The organism is Collinsella sp. zg1085, from assembly GCF_018889955.1.
In the GTDB taxonomy this organism is placed as follows: domain Bacteria; phylum Actinomycetota; class Coriobacteriia; order Coriobacteriales; family Coriobacteriaceae; genus Collinsella.
Genome location: NZ_CP076545.1, coordinates 831,534 through 850,523, shown reverse-complemented (window position 1 = coordinate 850,523; position 18,990 = coordinate 831,534). Strand labels below are relative to the sequence as shown.

Annotated in this window: 15 protein-coding genes and 2 tRNA genes; 1 reads left to right on the top strand and 16 read right to left on the bottom strand. The window is 47.7% G+C overall.

The annotated features are described in order from the left end of the window. Positions 1-50: 50 nt before the first annotated feature. From KPC83_RS03545 to KPC83_RS03475, 15 genes are all read right to left on the bottom strand, one after another. Positions 51-1,445 (bottom strand): folylpolyglutamate synthase/dihydrofolate synthase family protein, encoded by a 1,395-nt coding sequence (locus KPC83_RS03545; RefSeq protein ID WP_216279181.1) that lies wholly within the window; start codon positions 1,443-1,445, stop codon positions 51-53. Positions 1,446-1,544: 99 nt separating this feature from the next. Then, the gene (locus KPC83_RS03540) at positions 1,545-2,141 is read right to left on the bottom strand and encodes a 5-formyltetrahydrofolate cyclo-ligase (RefSeq protein ID WP_216279180.1); all 597 of its coding nucleotides are present in this window, start codon (positions 2,139-2,141) and stop codon (positions 1,545-1,547) included. A gap of 3 nt (positions 2,142-2,144) precedes the next feature. Then, entirely contained in the window at positions 2,145-3,017 is an 873-nt protein-coding gene (locus tag KPC83_RS03535; protein WP_216279179.1) for a bifunctional 5,10-methylenetetrahydrofolate dehydrogenase/5,10-methenyltetrahydrofolate cyclohydrolase, read from the bottom strand. Between the two features lie 12 nt (positions 3,018-3,029). Beyond that, a complete protein-coding gene (locus KPC83_RS03530; protein WP_216279178.1) occupies positions 3,030-3,665 on the bottom strand; it encodes a cyclodeaminase/cyclohydrolase family protein in 636 nt (211 codons plus the stop codon). Between the two features lie 47 nt (positions 3,666-3,712). Further along, complete coding sequence (locus KPC83_RS03525; RefSeq protein WP_216279177.1) at positions 3,713-5,389, bottom strand: formate--tetrahydrofolate ligase; 1,677 nt, start codon at positions 5,387-5,389, stop codon at positions 3,713-3,715. A gap of 225 nt (positions 5,390-5,614) precedes the next feature. Further along, the gene (locus tag KPC83_RS03520) at positions 5,615-7,399 is read right to left on the bottom strand and encodes a hypothetical protein (protein WP_216279176.1); all 1,785 of its coding nucleotides are present in this window, start codon (positions 7,397-7,399) and stop codon (positions 5,615-5,617) included. Position 7,400: 1 nt separating this feature from the next. Then, positions 7,401-8,174, bottom strand: a complete 774-nt coding sequence (locus tag KPC83_RS03515) for an ABC transporter ATP-binding protein (RefSeq protein WP_216279175.1) — start codon at positions 8,172-8,174, stop codon at positions 7,401-7,403. A 137-nt stretch (positions 8,175-8,311) separates the two neighbouring features. Then, a complete protein-coding gene (locus KPC83_RS03510; protein WP_216279174.1) occupies positions 8,312-11,017 on the bottom strand; it encodes a valine--tRNA ligase in 2,706 nt (901 codons plus the stop codon). Positions 11,018-11,125: 108 nt separating this feature from the next. Further along, a complete protein-coding gene (gene clpX / locus KPC83_RS03505; RefSeq protein WP_253201008.1) occupies positions 11,126-12,559 on the bottom strand; it encodes an ATP-dependent Clp protease ATP-binding subunit ClpX in 1,434 nt (477 codons plus the stop codon). Between the two features lie 31 nt (positions 12,560-12,590). Further along, positions 12,591-13,214: an ATP-dependent Clp protease proteolytic subunit gene (locus KPC83_RS03500; RefSeq protein WP_216279173.1), complete on the bottom strand. Its 624-nt coding sequence runs from the start codon at positions 13,212-13,214 to the stop codon at positions 12,591-12,593. A 118-nt stretch (positions 13,215-13,332) separates the two neighbouring features. Further along, the gene (tig, locus tag KPC83_RS03495) at positions 13,333-14,676 is read right to left on the bottom strand and encodes a trigger factor (protein WP_216279172.1); all 1,344 of its coding nucleotides are present in this window, start codon (positions 14,674-14,676) and stop codon (positions 13,333-13,335) included. A 67-nt stretch (positions 14,677-14,743) separates the two neighbouring features. Continuing rightward, positions 14,744-14,827, bottom strand: a tRNA-Leu gene (locus tag KPC83_RS03490). 255 nt (positions 14,828-15,082) lie between these two features. Beyond that, entirely contained in the window at positions 15,083-16,414 is a 1,332-nt protein-coding gene (gene gdhA / locus KPC83_RS03485; RefSeq protein WP_216279171.1) for an NADP-specific glutamate dehydrogenase, read from the bottom strand. 263 nt (positions 16,415-16,677) lie between these two features. Further along, positions 16,678-16,754, bottom strand: a tRNA-Pro gene (locus tag KPC83_RS03480). A 134-nt stretch (positions 16,755-16,888) separates the two neighbouring features. Next, positions 16,889-17,341 carry a MerR family transcriptional regulator gene (locus KPC83_RS03475; RefSeq protein ID WP_216279170.1) on the bottom strand — a complete coding sequence of 151 codons (453 nt, stop codon included), beginning with the start codon at positions 17,339-17,341 and terminating at the stop codon, positions 16,889-16,891. A 188-nt stretch (positions 17,342-17,529) separates the two neighbouring features. On the opposite strand from KPC83_RS03475, the gene KPC83_RS03470 reads away from it, so the two are divergent. Continuing rightward, positions 17,530-18,510: an alpha/beta hydrolase gene (locus tag KPC83_RS03470; protein WP_216279169.1), complete on the top strand. Its 981-nt coding sequence runs from the start codon at positions 17,530-17,532 to the stop codon at positions 18,508-18,510. Here KPC83_RS03470 and KPC83_RS03465 read toward each other — a convergent pair. Further along, on the bottom strand, positions 18,473-18,859 hold the full coding sequence (locus KPC83_RS03465; RefSeq protein ID WP_216279168.1) for an MmcQ/YjbR family DNA-binding protein: 387 nt from the start codon (positions 18,857-18,859) through the stop codon (positions 18,473-18,475). The genes KPC83_RS03470 and KPC83_RS03465 overlap by 38 nt on opposite strands. Positions 18,860-18,990: the final 131 nt, after the last annotated feature.

Sequence of the window (18,990 nt, the reverse complement as noted above, 5' to 3'; positions counted from 1 at the left end):
GTTTCTTACTGCCATATTGCCCATTTTTGTCAAACGTGAGAGAAGTAGTTTTACCGCGTGAAAGCTTGACTCCTTAGCTCGCGACTTACTTCGCCTGCAAGCGTAATGGTGCCTGCTGCCACAAGCGCTAAGCCGCGTTCACGATAGCTCGACAGAGCTTCTCCAACGTGTGTAAAACACTCAATCTCTACCTCGTTTCTCCCCTGTTGACACAGATGAGCACGCAACCGCTCTGCCAAGTCTTGAGCAGGCAACGACCGCGCTGATGTGGTTTGCGTAACCGCAAACCGCGGAAAGGCAGCAGAGAGCACATCTACGATTCCTTCTACATCCTTATCTGATAGGGCAGCAATCAGCAAGGTGGGACGCTTATTCACATCTGGCGACAACTCATCAAGCGCTTGAACAAAATGAGCACAGCTCTGGGGGTTATGACAAGCATCGATGAGTATCAAAGGCTCGTGCTGCACTATATCAAAACGCCCTGGTGTTGGACATTGCTGCAGAGCTACGCGAATATGCCCCTCCTGCAGCGCGTGACCCACATATGCCTCTGTTAGAGCCACTGCAAGCGCAATATTTTGTGCTTGATACACCGGCTTTGTTGCCTCAACGGTGTAGCTTTGATATATGCCTTGCACGTTAAGCTTTAGGCTATCACCCAGATAGCCCGGTGCGTGCAGCAGCTCATGATGTGGATACAACGGAGTTACACCCGCTTGTTCACACTGCTCCTCAATAACTGAGCGAACCTCTGGAAGCTGAGTTCCTGCTCCGAGAATTACCGTACGCCCCGGCTTAATAATGGCAGCCTTCTCAGCAGTAATCTCGGCAAGTGTATTACCCAGAATATGCATGTGGTCATAGCCGATGCCAGTAATTGCTACCAAAGAAGGATTTGTTGCACTGGTTGCGTCCCAACGACCACCAAGACCAACCTCAAGCACGCAAACATCCATCTGTGCTTCGGCAAAAATTACCAGCGCAGCAACTGTTAGTAAATCAAATGGTGTAATGATATAGGGAGCCAAACCCTGGGTGTTACGGCGCTCATTAACTCGACGACCTGCCTCAGCAGCCGCAGAGACACCGTGTGCATACATATCTTGGCTTACAATCTGTCCGTTAAGCTCCATGCGCTCAGGGTATTCCACGAGGTGAGGAGAGGTATACAGTGCAGTGTTATATCCCTCTCCCATTAACATTGCTGCACAAAAACGGGTGGTTGATGACTTACCATTGGTCCCTGCAATCTGAATGACATCCATATGTGCATCTGGTCGTGCAAGCTCATCGAGCATATCCACAACCGTCTCAAGTAAAGGACCGGTAATACCCGGAATTGAACCGGTATCTTGCGAGATTGCACAAGCATCTTGATAGCTGAGCTCAGGTACCACAAACGGAACGCTATATTGATTGAGCTGGGCGGTGTGCTGCGACATATATTTCAATCCTCTCCAAAATGTATGGTCATACCTTGAAGCAAACGTATATAGTAATCGTTTATATAGAGGCTCATACAAGCTGTAAGATATATACAGCTATTGACGAACATCATATACATCAGTCTCACTTATAAGTATGTCAACGGCTATATCATGCGCCTCACGTGCACCACGTTCAGCGAGCGATTCAAGCAATGTATTTGAGCGAACCAAGCCTATTGAGATGCCGGGAAAGTCTCTTAAAAACTGGTCATAATAGCCGCCACCATAACCCAAGCGATAGCCTGCTTTGTCATAAGCAAGAGCAGGCACTATTGCCACGGTAGACGCGCTAGGGGCGGGTGCTGGTTTGCAGCGCGTGGAATCAGGTTCTAACAAACCAAATGATGCGGGACATACATCATCAAAACTCTTAATCAAAAACCACGAAAGATGTCGCTTGGGACGTACAGCTGGTAGCGCAACAGGTATATCTGCATCAAGAGCAGCTTGAATACTTGTCTGAGTTTGAACCTCACTGTCATGTGCCATGTAGCTCAGTATCATATCTGCCCGCCAAAATACGGATAACTGCTGCAGCTGATGAGCAATTCTGGCATCAGAATCTGCGCGGATAGACGCATCAAGCATTGAGCGTTGTTGAAGCAACTTGCTTCGAAGCGCGGCTTTAGCCTCTGTAGTATTTGATGTCATGATTTACACAGCATTAAGGGTTGATGCATGTATACGCTCTGCCGCTTGAACTACATGTTCAATAAGCACAGCCGTGGTAATTGCTCCAATGCCTCCAGGTACGGGCGTCACAGCCCCAGCAAGAGCCTCAACCGCCTCAAAATCAAGGTCTCCTACCAGTTTATTAGACGATTTATCCCAGTTAATACCAACGTCAATGAGCGTCTGACCAGCTCTCACATGGGAAGCATCAATCATGCGTGCATGCCCTGCTGCAACAATAAGTATATCGGCCTCTTGTGTGAGCTGTTTCAGGTTTTGAGTTCTGGAATGACACATGGTAACTGTTGCATGCGCTGCCTGAAGGAGCATTGACAAAGGTCTTCCAACAACCAATGAGCGCCCAATCAGCACAACATGTTTTCCGGCTACATCACACTGATAATGGTCAAGCGCTTTCATAACCGCAGCCGGTGTAGCGGGTGCAAATCCTTTATTTTGGTGTGCGAAGACCGCATACAGCGAGCTTGGAGTAATGCCATCAATATCTTTTTCTGGCTTAAGCGCAGCACAGATGCGGGTCTCATCAATATGAGAAGGCAGGGGGCGAAGAATCAAGCAACCATGAATCAACGGGTCATCGTTTATCTGCATAATCGTTTCGAGGAGAACATGTTCAGACACCTGTTCAGGCAGCACAATCTGGCGTGTAATAAGCCCATTTTTCTCAGCACGACGCGCAGCTGAGCGCTCATAGGCAATATCATCTACACGCTCACCTACCCGAAGGCTCACCAAGCACGGTTGAATCCCTGCTGTTTGCAGATGCTGAATACGCGCCGCAAGCTGCTCTTCAAGTGCATGGGCCACCGGAGCGCCACGTAGTATCTCTGTCATATAGTTCCGTTTCTATGTTGGAGTAACGAGTGAATCTATAAGCGCGTCAAGGCGTGAAAGCTCATGGTTGCGCATGTGTTCTATCTCGTGTTTGAGCTCATTAGCCTGCTCGGTGTTTGTTAGCGCATCTGCATTAACCTCTATATTTATAGCAGCACACATAAGCGCTGCCCGCGCCGTGACTGCCCCGCAGGCAACATCAGAGCGCATGATAGGGCTGCCAATGATAGCCATACGCTCAAACACCGGAATAAGCTTGATAAGCTCTCGCATCATGCGGCGCGGGGGTTGCGCGGCTTCCCAAGTTGCCTTATCTATAGCCTTTGCGCGACAGGGATTATCTTTAGGTATCGCCCATGCTTGAGACAAAGGCTCAAACGCACGTGCATCATCATCAATGAGCTGTATAAAGCACGAGCGTGCTACAAGAAGCTGACGCTCAAGTTGGGCCAATTCATCTTCAAAAGGAGCAGCAGTAAGCTTTCCTTGGGTAAAATGTAGCGCCATGCAGCAAAGTGCACTAGACAGCGCACCGAGTACCGCTGTAGCACCTCCACCTCCTGGAACAGGAGTCTTTGCAGCTAAAGCAGAGGTGAATGTATCAATTGATTGCTGCCCCCACATATTCAATTGCTTATGTGCTTCCATCGAGCTCCCTAACCGTATGGCTTGTATCGTTTTTGCCTACCGTCTTGCTAGAAGAGACCAACAATCGTTCCGTCTTCTAAAACATCAATGTGCTCAGCAGCTGGCATCTTAGGAAGTCCTGGCATGGTCATAATGGCACCAGTGAGTGCCACAATAAAGCCTGCACCAGCAGAAACCTTCAAGTTACGAATAGTAACAACAAAATCGCGCGGTGCACCTCGTAGCTGCGGATTATCCGAGAAGGAATACTGCGTTTTTGCCATGCATATAGGGAGCTCGCCAAAGCCTTGCGCCTCAAGCTCTGCGCATTGCCGACGAGCAGCGAGCGTGAGCTCAACTCCGTCTGCGTGGTAGACCTTCTGCGCGATTACGTTTAACTTTTGCTCAATTGAGCTATGCACATCATAACTAAAGCGTAGCTTTGCGTGACCTTCCTCGCAGAGACGAACCACTTCTTCTGCAAGCTCACAGCCGCCGTCTCCCCCTCGTGCCCAGACCTCAGACACGGCCACGCGCACTCCCATTTTTTGACAAGCCGCACGAACCGCATCAAGCTCTGATGCTGTATCGGTTGGGAATACGTTAATAGCTACCACAACCGGCAGCCCAAAAACTTCCTGCATATTCTGAACATGCTGCTCAAGATTAGGCAGTCCCGCTTTAAGTGCCTCAAGGTCTTCGTGAGAGAGCTCGTTTTTACCCAATCCTCCATGCATCTTAAGCGCACGAAGTGTTGCCACAACCACGCAGGCAACAGGGCTTAGCTGAGCCGTCCGCGCTTTTATGTCACAGAATTTTTCTGCACCTAAATCTGCACCAAACCCAGCCTCTGTGACAACATATTCACCAAGTTTAAGGGCAGTATCGGTAGCTATTACCGAGTTGCAGCCATGTGCAATATTGGCGAATGGCCCGCCGTGAACAAAGGCAGGAGTATGCTCGAGTGTCTGCACTAAATTAGGCTTGAGCGCGTCTTTTAGAAGCGCTGTCATAGCACCCTCAGCGTGTAAGTCACGTGCATAAATTGGCTCACCGGTATAGCTGTACGCAACAACCATATTGCCCAGACGCTCTTTAAGGTCGAGCAAATCGGTAGCGAGGCAAAAGACAGCCATTACCTCAGATGCCACGGTAATGTCGAAACCATCTTCACGAGGTACACCCTGTGATGTTCCACCCAATCCATCAATGACATGGCGCAGCTGCCTATCATTCATATCAACAACGCGTTTCCATGTAATACGCTTAGGGTCAATACCGAGCGCATTGCCTTGTTGAATATGATTATCAAGAAGTGCTGCGAGCAAATTATTGGCAGCGCCTATAGCATGAAAGTCGCCCGTGAAGTGCAGGTTTATGTCTTCCATAGGAATAACCTGCGCATAACCACCGCCCGCTGCTCCACCTTTAATGCCAAAAACCGGACCTAAAGAAGGCTCACGCAGTGCCAACACAGCACGTTTACCAAGCTTTCTCAAAGCATCGGCAAGTCCAACTGATGTTGTTGTCTTGCCCTCCCCTGCTGGTGTAGGTGAGATAGCAGTAACGAGTACCAACTTTCCTTTTCGCGGCATATCTGCCAGTGCATGAATATCAACTTTTGCTTTTAGACGGCCATAGACCTCAAGCTGGTCCTCATTTAGTCCAAGCTCTGCAGCAACCTCGGTAATAGGGCGTGCCTGAGCGGCTTGGGCAATCTCTATATCGGACAAAAACTCACTCATACCAGCACGACCTTTCAATGTGTCAGCAATAGCAACTTCTTACTATCGCGCAAGATACAAGCTTATACAAGAACCATATTAAAGCTCTCAAAAATGGTGGATTCGGTGGGTGTATGAAGCCAGACCTCTCTGCTCTAGTAAGAAAAACCCAGACCGAAGCCTGGGTTTTATAGGTATGTTTATGTGGGCATACGCATATACCCATGTAGTCTCAAAAGACACAGGCTATGACTCGCGCGCTGCTAAGGAACGTGCTGCAAATCCAAAGAGCAGCCATGCACATACCACACAAATAATTACTTGTAAGCCAAGTGCTCCCCACAAAACCAAATCAAGAGGAAGTTCTAAGTCTCCGAACACAGTAAATCCAAGTAACAGCGCCGGTAGTGACATAGCCAAGGCTGAAACAATCAAGCTGGCATATACCCTCAAGGCAGCTGCACCACCTTTCATGACCTGAGCTTCACTTTCCCAGTGAAGCACCGGAAACAGAGCACCTTGTGCTGTTGACAAGAATGCCAAAGAAAGTGTTGCCACGATAAGAACGGCAATCAAATATGCAGAGCTTACAAGCGGAAGTTGCGCCACAGCAATAATAGTTATCAAGATGATGAGTACTAAGGCATCACCATGCATACCGGTTACCAGTTTGGACATTAAATAAGTTCGCCAATTAACGGGAAGCGTGCGAAGGAAGAAGAAATCCTCACCATCACGACTCACCGAAAGGGTATAGGCCATTGAGGAGAGCCCCATGAAAATCTTGAATGCAAGCAATCCAAGTGTGATAAGCACAAGCGCTGGGTGTCCAAAATCGACTGTTGATGTGAACTGGGTAAGTGCTGTGTAAAGCGTAGCTATATCCATATCCAGCTCACCACTGCGTACAAAAAACACTACACCAAATATTGCAATGATATAAATAGGCGACAGAAGCGGTGAAAGCACCATCTGATTAAAAAAGGCGGGAGTTCGAGTCATGTGCTTCCAGTCGCGAGCAATAAACGCCTTTAAGGTACTCCGCGACCCAGCAACCGCGCTCAGCTCACCTGTATCAAACTGCTTTTTGCTACGTCGTGCACCCGAACCCTGAAAGCTCATCATTCCATCAAGATACCATGCTTTACCTGCCCAAGAAATTGCCAGACACCAAAGCACCGCAGAGCCGTATGCTATAACAAGGCCGATGAGTACACCTGTAAGCGTGCCGTCAAATAGATATGGCATACCAAGAAGCGGCGTGCAAAATATGGTGGCAAAGGTTAATACTGGACCAGATAGAAGGGTATCAGCAACTGCCATAACATTTGTACCAGTTTCGTCTTGCGCAAGAAACTGGATGCCCACGCCCGCGCCAATAGCAAGCACCATAATGATAATGCCAAATACTTGAGCAAACTTATCTTTATCGTGAGCAAAGGATGAGAAGCGCACAATTACGATGGTAAACAAGGTAATCATGATGCTTATGACAAGAGAGGAAGCAAGATAGGCAACGCTCACAAGTACCCAATCACCTATAGCTGCACCTTGTCCATAGAGTCCACCAAAAGAAAGTGGCAGCAAAAGCAGGCTTCCAAATATAGAAAGAGCAAGATAACGAACAATCTTTGCCCACATGAGCGCTATTGGAGATACCGGTAAGGTGAGATAGTAGCCATTGTCCTTAGAAAAGAATAAAAGATTGACCGCCGAATACACACCTGTCAACAGTGTCATCATAAGCTCTGCCATTATCGCAAGCTGCAACAGTTTGAACGGAGACAAGCTAGCAAGTGAAGTGCCCATAAAGAAAAAGAAAATGGCAAGTGTCAAAAAAGCGATGCTCATAAGAAGCGTACGCACCAATGCGGGCATAGCGAACTTGCGCTTCTTTGAACGTGCACCCGAGGCAAGCCCCATACCAAGTGCATCGTCGTTTAACTCGCCTTTTCGGATAACCCACAGCAAAAGCCAGAATTGCTTAAAATCAAAGCGACTAGGCTGTAAGAGAGCGGATTCGTTGCTCACCTTAGCGCACCTCCTCGCTGGCTTGTGATTGTGTAGTATCAAGCGGTGATGTCTCGCTTGTGAGTTCCAAGAACATCTCTTCAAGCGATTCATTGCGCTTGAAGTGCTCGCGCATTTCCTCAATGGTGCCTACAAATAACAATTTACCATGTGAAATAATACCCACGCGATCAACGACGCGCTCAGCAACATCTAAGACATGCGTTGAAAACAAGACGGTTTTTCCTGCATCAGCATGCTCGCGCATGGTTTGCTTAAGCTGCCAAGCAGCAGACGGATCCAAACCTGTCATTGGTTCGTCTAAAATCCAGTTATCGGGGTTTGGCAAGAGGGCGCCCATAACCATAATCTTTTGACGCATACCGTGAGAATATGACTGAATTTGATTATCTAGTTCTTGTTCCATGCCATAGGTCTTAGCAAGCGTTGCAATCCGCTCAGCGCGGATATCGGTTGGCACCTCATACAGGTCTCCAATAAAGCGCAAAAACTCATGACCTTTGAGGCGAAGCAGATGGTCGGGTGAGTCGCCAACAAAACTCATACGGCGTTTTGTTTCAAGGAAATTCTCACTCAGATTGTTGCCATCAATCGAAATTGAACCCTTTGTTAGTGCAAGTACGCCAACAATCATATTGAGCAAGGTTGACTTACCGGCACCGTTATGACCAAGTAAGCCAAAAATTTCGCCTGCGCGAATCTCAAGTGAAATGTCATCAACAGCAAACGTTGACCCACCATCATAGCTTTTTGATACGTTCGAAATCTCAATCATGTCTACTCCTATCGAATAAAAGACTTTGATAGTGTACTTCCCCCCCCCCAGCAAAATCACAAGAAGGAGGGGATTTACTACCTATGTATCTTTATGGGCATTTGTACACTAACTAGTTTCCTGCACTATGTACCAGTTTATGAATTGTCAAAATCAGTTAGCTGTGCCTTGAGATTTTCGATTGTTTCGGTAAGCTCAGCAGCGCGAGCACGCTTACCAGCAACAACCTCGGGTGCAGCCTTAGCTAGGAAGCCTTCATTTGAAAGGGTGCGCGTGGCTGCCTCAAGCTCTTTTGTTGCTTGTGCAATCTCTTTTGTGAGACGTGCTACCTCTGCTGCAAAATTAACCTTTCCTGCTAGAACGACAAAAACCTCAATCCCTGTATCAACAAGCGCAACACTTGCCTCTGGTTTAGAAAGATTGCTTCCCACGTGCAGCTCAATATGTGCAAGTGAAGCCGCTAAATCAACCAGAGACTCAAAGCGCGAAACGTCATTGGGGCTCAAATTGACCACACAACTAAGCTTCTCTTTGGGGCTTAAGCGATAGCGTGCTCGAGTTGAACGCGCTGCTGACACAACAGTGCGTAGCAGCTCAAAGCTTCGTTCGGCTTCGTCATTAATATATTCACTCAAGCGCGCAGGCTCAGGCCATGCAGCTATCATCAAAGCATCAGAACGGCTAATCTCTCCGGTTTGAGTATCAAAATCAAGATAACTTGCAGGCATTTCTTGCCAGACTGCTTCGGTTACAAAAGGCATAAGTGGATGCATAAGACGCAAGGAAGCGTCCAGCACAAAAATAAGATTGCGCTGCGCTTGCAAACGATGCTCCGCGCCCATGAGACGCGCCTTTGAAACCTCGATATACCAGTCGCAAACCTCATTCCAGAAGAAAGACTGTAGGTTGCGCGCCATCTCTCCAAAGCTATATGACTCAATACCTTGTGTCACCATTTGAGACGCACGTGCCAAGCGTGAGAACATCCAAGCATCAGCCGCTGTTTCTGCACGTGGAGCACCGGGTGTATAGCCCTCCATATTCATAAGCAAAAAGCGACTTGCGTTCCAAATTTTGGTAACAAACGACCGTGCCTGCTCAGTGCGAGGTGACCCCTTAAACACATGAGTTTTTACATCAATATCGGCATCAAATTTGACATCTTGATTGGTGGTACAAAGTGTGAGCAGATTAAAACGCATGGCATCGGCGCCGTAGCGCTCAATTAGCTCCATAGGGTCAACGCCGTTGCCCTTTGACTTTGACATACGACTGCCATCTTTAGCCAAAATCGTTGGGTATATCACTACATCCTTAAAAGGAATCTCGTCAAGGAAGTAAAGCGAACTCATTATCATGCGTGCAACCCAAAGCGCAATAATGTCACGCGCGGTAACGAGTGCAGCAGTGGGATGATGTGCCTCAAGCTCTGCATGTAACTGAGGCCAGCCTTGCGTTGCAAAGGTCCAAAGCTGGGAAGAAAACCAGGTATCGAGGACATTTTCGTCCTGCGTGATATGCGTACTTCCGCAGTTTGGACAGCTAGCAGCATCGTGGATACACGCATCTTCCCAGCCACAATCTGCGCAATAAAACACCGGGATACGATGACCCCACCAGAGCTGGCGCGAGATGCACCAGTCCTTGAGGTTCTCCATCCAAGTGGTATAGGTTTGTGTCCAGCGCTCAGGATGAAAACGCACACGTCCGTCTTTAACTGCTTGCAGTGCTGGCGTTTTTAATTTGTCAACTGCAACAAACCACTGCTCAGATAGCCATGGCTCAAGTGTTGTATCACAGCGATAGCAATGCATAACCGCATGCTCATGTTCAACGGTATCGTCTAATAAGTCATGCTCGCTAAACCACGCAAGCACTGCCTCACGACACTGCTCACGCGTCATGCCTGAAAACTCGCCAAATCCGGGTACCACCACCGCATGCTCGTCAAATATGTTAATTTGCTCGAGGTCATGCGAGAGCCCCATGGCGTAGTCATTAAGGTCGTGAGCAGGAGTAACCTTTACAAAACCGGTACCAAAGCCAGCATCGACATGCCAATCTTCAAAGATAGGTATTTCGCGATTAGTAATGGGCAAGGTAACGGTCTTGCCCACAAAAGCAGCTTTTTCAGGGTCTTTGGGAGAGACCGCAATGCCAGTATCTCCAAGCATTGTTTCAGGGCGTGTAGTTGCTACAACAATATAGTTTTGACCATTAACCGGCTCAGTTAACGGATAGCGCAGGTACCAGAGATGACCTGCTTCAGTCTTATACTCTGCCTCATCGTCAGAAATAGCCGTAGTGCACTGTGGACACCAGTTGACAATGCGATGCCCCCGGTAAATCAGGCCATCATGATACCAATCCACAAAGACCTTACGAACCGCCGCGGCATAATCATCATCCATTGTAAAACGCTCATGCTCAAAGTCGATGGAGCAACCCATGCGCTTAATCTGCTCAACGATAATGCCGCCGTATTCGTGCGTCCAATCCCAACATGCATCCAAAAAAGCCTCTCGACCCATTTCAAGGCGGCTTTTTCCTTCTGATTTAAGCTTTTTGTCAACCTTGGTCTGCGTAGCAATACCAGCATGATCGGTGCCTAAAATCCAGCGGGTTGATATGCCGCGCATGCGTGCCATACGCACGATGGTGTCCTGAATGGTGTCATCGGTTGCATGACCCATGTGTAGCTTGCCGGTCACATTGGGCGGAGGGATTGTTATGGTGCAATCGCCAATGTTTCCCCGTCGCCGGTAATAGCCCTTATCAAGCCACGAGGCTAATATTGATGGTTCGATGAGCGCTGGGTCATATGTCTTTGGCATGTCAACCATATAGCTAACCTTTCAGATTCTATGCTCGATATACGTGCTTTAGTTGCACTACGTACACATGCATGCTCAAGCGATTCTAACGCACCTTACACCAAGACATATGAGAGCTTAGTGTTGTGTCCTCACGCGCAAAGGCTCCTCTTCACCGCGTACTGCCGCCGCACTCACAATAACCTTTTCAACACCTTCCTCAGACGGAAGGTCAAACATGGTTGTTTGGAGCACATCTTCGCAGATAGAACGCAGACCCCGTGCACCGGTTTTTCGTTCAAGTGCTTTGCGAGCAATTTCGAGCAATGCATCTTGTTCAAACTCAAGCGCACAGTGTTCAAGAGCAAACATACGCTGATATTGCTTAACAATAGCGTTTTTTGGCTCAGTTAAAATGCGAACAAGGTCGCCTTCGTCAAGAGCAGCAGTCTGCGTTATGACCGGAGTACGACCAACAAACTCAGGAATCATGCCAAAATCATTTAAGTCACTCGGCAAAACCTGACGCAACAGGTGGTTCTCATCAGCGCTGGTTGGACCAGCAAGCTCAGAATTAAAGCCAATGCCTTTATTTCCCACACGGCTTGCCACAATTTTATCAAGCCCCACAAATGCGCCGCCACAGATAAACAAAATATTGGTGGTATCGATTTGCAAGAGGTCTTGGTGCGGATGCTTTCGACCACCTGCAGGAGGTACGCTCGCAACTGTGCCCTCAAGAATTTTAAGCAGAGCCTGCTGTACACCTTCACCAGAAACATCACGCGTGATTGAGACGTTTTCTGCTTTGCGGGCAATTTTGTCAATCTCATCAATATATATAATGCCAATTTGAGCGCGTTCTATATCGCCATCGGCGGCGGTGATGAGTTTAAGCAAAATGTTTTCAACATCTTCGCCCACATAGCCTGCTTCGGTGAGCGCGGTTGCATCTGCAATTGCAAACGGAACCTCAAGCACACGAGCAAGGGTTTGTGCTAACAGCGTTTTACCGGTACCAGTGGGTCCAAGCAACAAGATATTTGACTTTGAAAGCTCAACTTCATCCTCAGAATCAAGCGCATCGTTAAGTTCTTGCTCAAGCACGCGATTATAGTGGTTATACACCGCCACTGCCATAGCACGCTTGGCATCTTCTTGTCCCATGACATACTTAGAAAGCTCATTATAAATTTCATGCGGTGTTGGGACATCCGTGATGAGCGACTCAAGAGCCTGGTCATCTGGCTCAGGCTCTTCGTCATACTCATCACCCAAATATCCTTGCAATTTGTTATTGCGCATTGAGTTAAAGTAGTTTTGCATGGGCGAGGCATAGGTCTTAAAACTCAGTGGGGGCTTTTCTGAATCATATCCTTGATGAAATTGATGCTGCTCTAAAAACTCCTGCGTTACTGCAGCTTCTAAAAGCTCGGTACATGCGGCAACACACTCATCACAGATATACGTGTTATTAGGTGCCTTGACCAGCTTATCAACTTGATCACGGCGCTTGCCACAAAAGGAGCACACCATATCCTCTTGCGAGTGACCTGTTCCATCTTCGTTCATAGAGAAGCCTCCTTTGTATGCAAGAGAAGCATTACTCAATACCCTTTGCAGCCTCAAGACGTGAGGAAACAATACGATCAACCAAACCATAGCTCAAAGCTTCATCAGCTGACATAAAGTTATCACGCTCAGTATCTGTTTGAATCTTTTCAACCGGCTGACCCGTTGCATCACTCAATATCTGATTGAGGCGGCGACGCGTTTCACGAATCTCTTTTGCCATAATCTCAATCTCAGTTTGCTGACCACGGGCACCACCACTTGGCTGGTGAATCATGACCGATGCGTTGGGCAAGCAGAAACGCTTGTTGCGCTCACCACAAGCAAGTAGCACCGCTGCCATAGACGCAGCCATGCCAACGCATATTGTTGAAACTGCAGGCTTGATATAGTTCATGGTATCAAGAATAGCAAGACCAGCAGTTACCTCGCCACCAGGTGAATTGATGTAGAGTGAGATGTCCTTATCGGCGGCTTGGCTCTCAAGATGCAAAAGCTGAGCAATCACCAAATTTGCCGAAACTGAGTTAATCTCTTCGCCCAAAAAGATAATGCGGTCGTTGAGCAAGCGCGAGTAGATGTCGAAGCTGCGCTCACCACGAGGTGTTTGCTCAATTACCATAGGAACAAGCGACGATTCTATACGTGGACCCATAGGTATCCTTTCTCTGCTTATATGATAAATACGGTGCCATAATCACTCGATAGAGGATTAGCGCACCGCATTTATCCGTAACGTATTTCAGAATCTACTGTACCCAGACTTGGCAAGCCTACTCAGTATCAGCAGACTCCTCATCTTTGTCCTCAGACTCTGCAAAGGTATCAACCTCAGTAATCTCAGCCGTCTCTACCAGCCAATCAACAGCCTTGGAACGACGGATAGAATCGCGAATACCAGGCATGCGACCCTGAGCCTCAAATTCAGCACGACTAGCAGCAATATCCTCAATGCCTGCAGACTCAAAGGCAGCTACTAAATCGTCTTCGCTTACCTCAACGGCACGCTCACGCGCAAGTGCATCAAGTGCCAAAGACTCGCGCGCAACGTCATGAGCTTGACGATGAAGGTCTGCAATAAACTGATCTGAGCTAAGGCCATTAATTTGTAACCACATATCAAGATTGATGCCTTGAGCTGAAAGATTCTGCATGAAGTTTTGACCAAGCTCCTGGAAAACAGACTGCTCATAATCAGCGTCCATCTCCTCAAGCTCAAGACGCTCAGCAAGCTTTGAAACCACTCGGTTCTCTTTAAGCTGAGGTAAGCGGCTCTCTTTATCTTTAGCAAGGTCTTCTTTAACAGCTTCACGCATGGCAGCAATGTTGTCATAGCCAAAGAGCTCTTTGACTGATTCTTCGCTCAACTCTGGTGCCTGGCGAACCTGAATAGCTTTAACCGTCAGCTCAACCTTATGGTGATGTGCGTGCTCGTGAGCGTGTTCATCGTCATGCTCATGATGGTGCTCATGTGTCCAGCTTACCTCTTTTACATCGCCCAACTTGGCACCAAGAAGCGCTTGGTCAAACTCTTTGGGTTGGCTAGTTGAACCAAGGTGCAGCAGTTGGTTTTCACCCTCAAAGCTCTCAGCGTTCTCAAGATTTTTAATATCAACACGAACAAAATCTTGGTCTTCAACAGCGCGATCTACATCAACAAACTTGGATTGATAGTCGAGCACCAGCTCAATTTGCGCCTCAACCTCAGCTTCGGTAACCTCAGCAGGAGGCATCTCGATAGAGACTGGGTCATATGAACTCAATGCAGGAGCCGGACGCAGGCTAAACTCAACGGTGTAGGTATAATCCGTATGGTCTTGAACTGATTCAAGGTCTTGATAGTTAGCGTCCTTAAGAGGAACAATATCCAGCTCGTTCAAAATCTTAGGCTCGTTTTTAGCCAAAATCTCGTTAGTAGCCTGCCCAAGTACAAAGTCTTTGCCAACCATTGACTCAACAACTTTGCGTGGAGCCTTACCCGCGCGAAAACCTGGGAAGCGGTACTGCTTTGCAGCAGCACGGAATGCTGTTTTAATTGCAGCATCAACTTCATCAGCAGGAATGGTAACCGTGGCAGTGAGCTTGGCGTCTTGGACGTCAGAAGCAGAGATGTTCAACGTTCCTCCTCATACGTTCGGCGAGCATGGGGCGCCGAAACCCCCAATTGACGTAGATATGGGCTTATGGTGCGGGCGAAAGGACTCGAACCTTCACGGGAAGCCCACCAGAACCTAAATCTGGCGCGTCTGCCAATTCCGCCACGCCCGCACAGGAGCCACAGCCTGCATATAATACCAGATAGCGCCGATGTGCAAAGTGAATTTATAGGCAATAATGAAAGACCATGGTTTTCGCACGGTCAAACCAAGCGCCTCTATGATAGTAAAGGCATAGTAAAGACCATGCTTTATGCGCACTACCTGCGCTGTCTAAAACCTGCTAAACCCAGCCTACGTATATATAAAAAGTGCCCAGCAACTACATGCTGAGCACAAACAACTCTCTATTCTATTTTGCTATCCCCTACACGATACCTTGCGCAAGCATAGCGTCAGCCACCTTCTTAAAGCCGGCAATATTTGCCCCAACTACAAGATTGTCGGGTTTACCATAGACTGTTGCTGCGTCCGCTGCAGCGTGATAGATGCCTACCATAATGTCTTTAAGACGCGCATCAACCTCTTCAAAACTCCAGGAAAGACGCTCAGAGTTTTGTGCCATCTCAAGCGCAGATACCGCAACACCTCCTGCATTAGAAGCTTTGCCTGGGCAAAAGCAAATACCCATCTCAAGAAGATAGTTGGTTGCTTCTAAGGTGGTAGGCATATTAGCACCCTCTCCCACCAGCAAAACACCATGTTTAACAAGGGTTTGAGCGTCTTCGAGGACCAGCTCATTTTGCGTAGCACACGGCAGAGCAATATCAGTGGCTACGCTCCAGACGCCGCGTCCCTCGTGATACGTGCACTGAGGATGCGTTGCAGCATAATCAGAAAGCCGTCCACGAGAAACTTCTTTAATCTCATGAATTGCAGCAAGGTCAATGCCTTGCTCCTCATAAATCCAGCCGCTTGAGTCACTCATGGTTTGAACGATAGCACCCAACTCAGAGGCCTTCTCAGCAGCATATATTGCAACGTTTCCCGAACCGGAAATGCTGACGCGCTTACCGTTTAGCTCTTCCCCACGCTCACGAAGTAACTCTTGAACAAAATACACAAGTCCATATCCAGTAGCCTCGGTGCGCGTAAGAGAGCCGCCCCAGCTTAGACCCTTGCCGGTTAGCACGCCGGTAAACTCATTGCGCAGGCGCTTGTACTGACCAAAGAGGTACCCAATCTCACGAGCACCCGTGCCAATGTCGCCTGCCGGAACATCGGTGTCAGGGCCTATATGGCGCTGCAGCTCCGTCATGAAGCTTTGGCAAAACGCCATAACTTCGCGGTCAGATTTTCCCTTAGGGTCAAAATCGGAGCCACCCTTACCGCCGCCAATGGGAAGGGTGGTAAGCGCGTTTTTGAAAATTTGCTCGAAACCCAGAAACTTAAGAATAGAAAGATTAACGCTTGGATGTAGGCGTAACCCACCCTTGTAAGGGCCGATAGCACTATTAAACTCAATACGATAGCCACGATTAACCTGCACATGACCCTCATCATCAATCCAGGGTACGCGAAACTGAATAATACGCTCAGGCTCTACAAGACGCTCAAGTAAACCGCAAGCCTCATAAGCTGGGTTCTCGTCAGCTGCAGGAGCGATGCTTACAAGCACCTCTTCAGCAGCTTGAATAAACTCTGGTTGATCTGCGTAACGAGACTTCAAATCATCAATAACGCGCTGAGTATAGCCCATAGTTGGCTCCTTTTTGTCATATGCACGATGTCCCATCACCGTGTCCGCAGGCTATATTACGACGTGAGCCAGCTTGCTGACAATTTGGATTAAGCTGTAACGTAGCTGCAACGAAAATACTAAGCAGATGCCATGTAGTTTTGTGCTCTCAATCAAGCATGTAGAGCTCTCATTGCGTCTAACAACAACGCGTGAGCCCGCATTCAAATGAAGTTTAAGCAACAAGGTAATTTTTTAACAAAGAGGGAATTTGAGCATAAAAATGGTCGGGACGAAAGGATTTGAACCTTCGACATCCTGCTCCCAAAGCAGGCGCGCTACCAAACTGCGCCACGTCCCGACGCGAGAGAAGAGTATACGACACTCAACTATATGAATCAATAATCAAGATGAGCTTTTTTCTGTATGCATATTTAGGACTTCGAGTATCCAAAGAGCACCGCGGTAAACCTATACCACAGAGCACAGAAGCAACTACTCCCTATACGCAGCGCTACGTGCCACAAGAATGTCAGCGGGAATCTCATCGTCACCGCGCTCACGTACCGCAGCCTCACTCCCCGCCTCAAGAGCGGTTTTGTAATACCATTGTTTATATGTGAGCAGCGCATCAAGCCGCTCAAGCTCACGGTATTGCTCTTTGAGCTTGCGTTTTTGTTCACAAAACAACTCATACCGTGCGGCTAGGCTCGTGTCTCCTTCTGCGCACCAGCCAATAAAAGTAGCAATTTGCTCAAGTGATAATCCTGATAACTTTAAGCACTCAATAACATGTAGGGTTTGTAGTTCTGTTTCGCTAAACAAGCGCTGCCCACCACTTCGTTTAAGCTCAGGGAAAAATCCCTGTTTATCATAGTAGCGAAGCGTTGAAACAGGAATATTAAAGCGATCTGCAACCTCACCGATTTTTAGATAGGACTCAGTCATCATCTACCCTCTCAAAATAGTCCTTGACCTAAAGTCAGCTTTAGATTTTATCCTACCAAAATAGTTTTAACACTATGGGGTGAAAAAGGTATCCCACCTGATACCTATACACATTCAGTGCGCCATCAATGAGAAATACTTGCTTGGCGCACACGAATACACCCTCCTGGCCAAGAAAGAGGTAGGCTATGAGCACACTCACACTAACAAATGACTGGGATAAGATATTTCCCAAAGACCCCTCTATTTCTCATAGCAAAATCAGTTTCACCAATCGTTTTGGTATTGAGCTTGCGGCAGATCTCTACATCGCTCACGAACTCATCAATAAAACGAGCCTTCCTGCTATCGCTATCAGCGGACCTTTTGGTGCGGTAAAAGAGCAGTCAAGTGGTCTTTATGCCCAAATTCTTGCAGCGCGCGGCTTTGTCACGCTTGCCTTTGACCCCTCATACACTGGCGAAAGCGCTGGAACACCGCGCAATGTTGCCTCACCCGATATTAATACCGAGGACTTCTCCGCAGCAGTGGACTTTCTTTCGCTGCATAGTCAGGTTGATGCTAGTCGCATTGGTATTTTAGGCATTTGTGGCTGGGGTGGCATTGCACTTAACGCTGCTGCTATTGACCCTCGTATTAGAGCAACTGTAGCCTCAACCATGTATGACATGACGCGCGTTACCGCGTATGGCTATAACGACTCAATGGGTTCTTCTGAGCGTCAAGCATTGCGCCAACAACTGGCTGAGCAGCGGACACAAGACGCTCAATCGGGGCAGATTGCACGTGCTGGTGGTGTAGTTGACCCGCTTCCTGATGATGCTCCTCAGTTTGTGCGTGATTATCATGCCTATTACAAAACAGAACGTGGCTATCATGCCCGCTCACTTAACTCAAACGAAGGTTGGAATAGCACCTCAGCACTTAGTTTCTTAAATGCGAAGTTTTTGGCCTTCACCGATGAAATTAAAACCCCGGTTCTGGTGATACATGGCGAGAAAGCACATTCGCGCTACTTTAGCGAAAGCGCCTTTGAAAAGCTCACGGGTGATAATAAAGAGCTCATGATTATTCCAGATGCAAGCCATACCGATTTATACGACCAAACCGATGTTATTCCCTTTGATGCTATTACAGATTTTTATCAAAGAAATCTTTCTGTTCAATAAGCTCTTTTTGCTTTGATTTTGGCAATGATGCAAACACAATACGGTAAGCATCTTCAACCAATTTAGCAACAAGACCAGCATCTACATCAGGCGCCGGATTAAGGCATATCCAATGCTGTTTGTTCATGTGATAGGCAGGAGTAATACCAACAAACTGCTCAATCAATAATTGAACATCTGCTGGGTATGCCTTCACATTCACCAAGCGATGCGTGCGAACGGTTGTATTAAGAAACCATTTTCCCGCAACACGCGCTGCATCAAAACCAGGAGCAAATGAGTAGATTTCCACGCCAGGGAGTGCGCGAGCGGTTTCAAGTGCTACTTGTAACAGTTCATCATCAATCATATTCTCCCCTGCCTCACTCGTATAATTCCATCATTAATCGACTCACCTTTTAGTATAAAAACAAACGTTTGGGGTACCAGCATAGCATTGCACACATCAATACAGATGATGCATGTTGTTATGGACGTATA

Bases quoted from the DNA above. Each gene is read 5' to 3' on its own strand.
- KPC83_RS03510 (WP_216279174.1), bottom strand. From the start codon at position 11,017: ATGGTTGACATGCCAAAGACATATGACCCAGCGCTCATCGAACCATCA.
- KPC83_RS03540 (WP_216279180.1), bottom strand. From the start codon at position 2,141: ATGACATCAAATACTACAGAGGCTAAAGCCGCGCTTCGAAGCAAGTTG.
- clpX (WP_253201008.1), bottom strand. From the start codon at position 12,559: ATGAACGAAGATGGAACAGGTCACTCGCAAGAGGATATGGTGTGCTCC.
- KPC83_RS03465 (WP_216279168.1), bottom strand. From the start codon at position 18,859: ATGATTGATGATGAACTGTTACAAGTAGCACTTGAAACCGCTCGCGCA.
- KPC83_RS03475 (WP_216279170.1), bottom strand. From the start codon at position 17,341: ATGACTGAGTCCTATCTAAAAATCGGTGAGGTTGCAGATCGCTTTAAT.
- gdhA (WP_216279171.1), bottom strand. From the start codon at position 16,414: ATGGGCTATACTCAGCGCGTTATTGATGATTTGAAGTCTCGTTACGCA.
- KPC83_RS03525 (WP_216279177.1), bottom strand. From the start codon at position 5,389: ATGAGTGAGTTTTTGTCCGATATAGAGATTGCCCAAGCCGCTCAGGCA.
- KPC83_RS03470 (WP_216279169.1), top strand. From the start codon at position 17,530: ATGAGCACACTCACACTAACAAATGACTGGGATAAGATATTTCCCAAA.
- KPC83_RS03545 (WP_216279181.1), bottom strand. From the start codon at position 1,445: ATGTCGCAGCACACCGCCCAGCTCAATCAATATAGCGTTCCGTTTGTG.
- KPC83_RS03535 (WP_216279179.1), bottom strand. From the start codon at position 3,017: ATGACAGAGATACTACGTGGCGCTCCGGTGGCCCATGCACTTGAAGAG.
- KPC83_RS03515 (WP_216279175.1), bottom strand. From the start codon at position 8,174: ATGATTGAGATTTCGAACGTATCAAAAAGCTATGATGGTGGGTCAACG.
- KPC83_RS03500 (WP_216279173.1), bottom strand. From the start codon at position 13,214: ATGGGTCCACGTATAGAATCGTCGCTTGTTCCTATGGTAATTGAGCAA.
- KPC83_RS03530 (WP_216279178.1), bottom strand. From the start codon at position 3,665: ATGGAAGCACATAAGCAATTGAATATGTGGGGGCAGCAATCAATTGAT.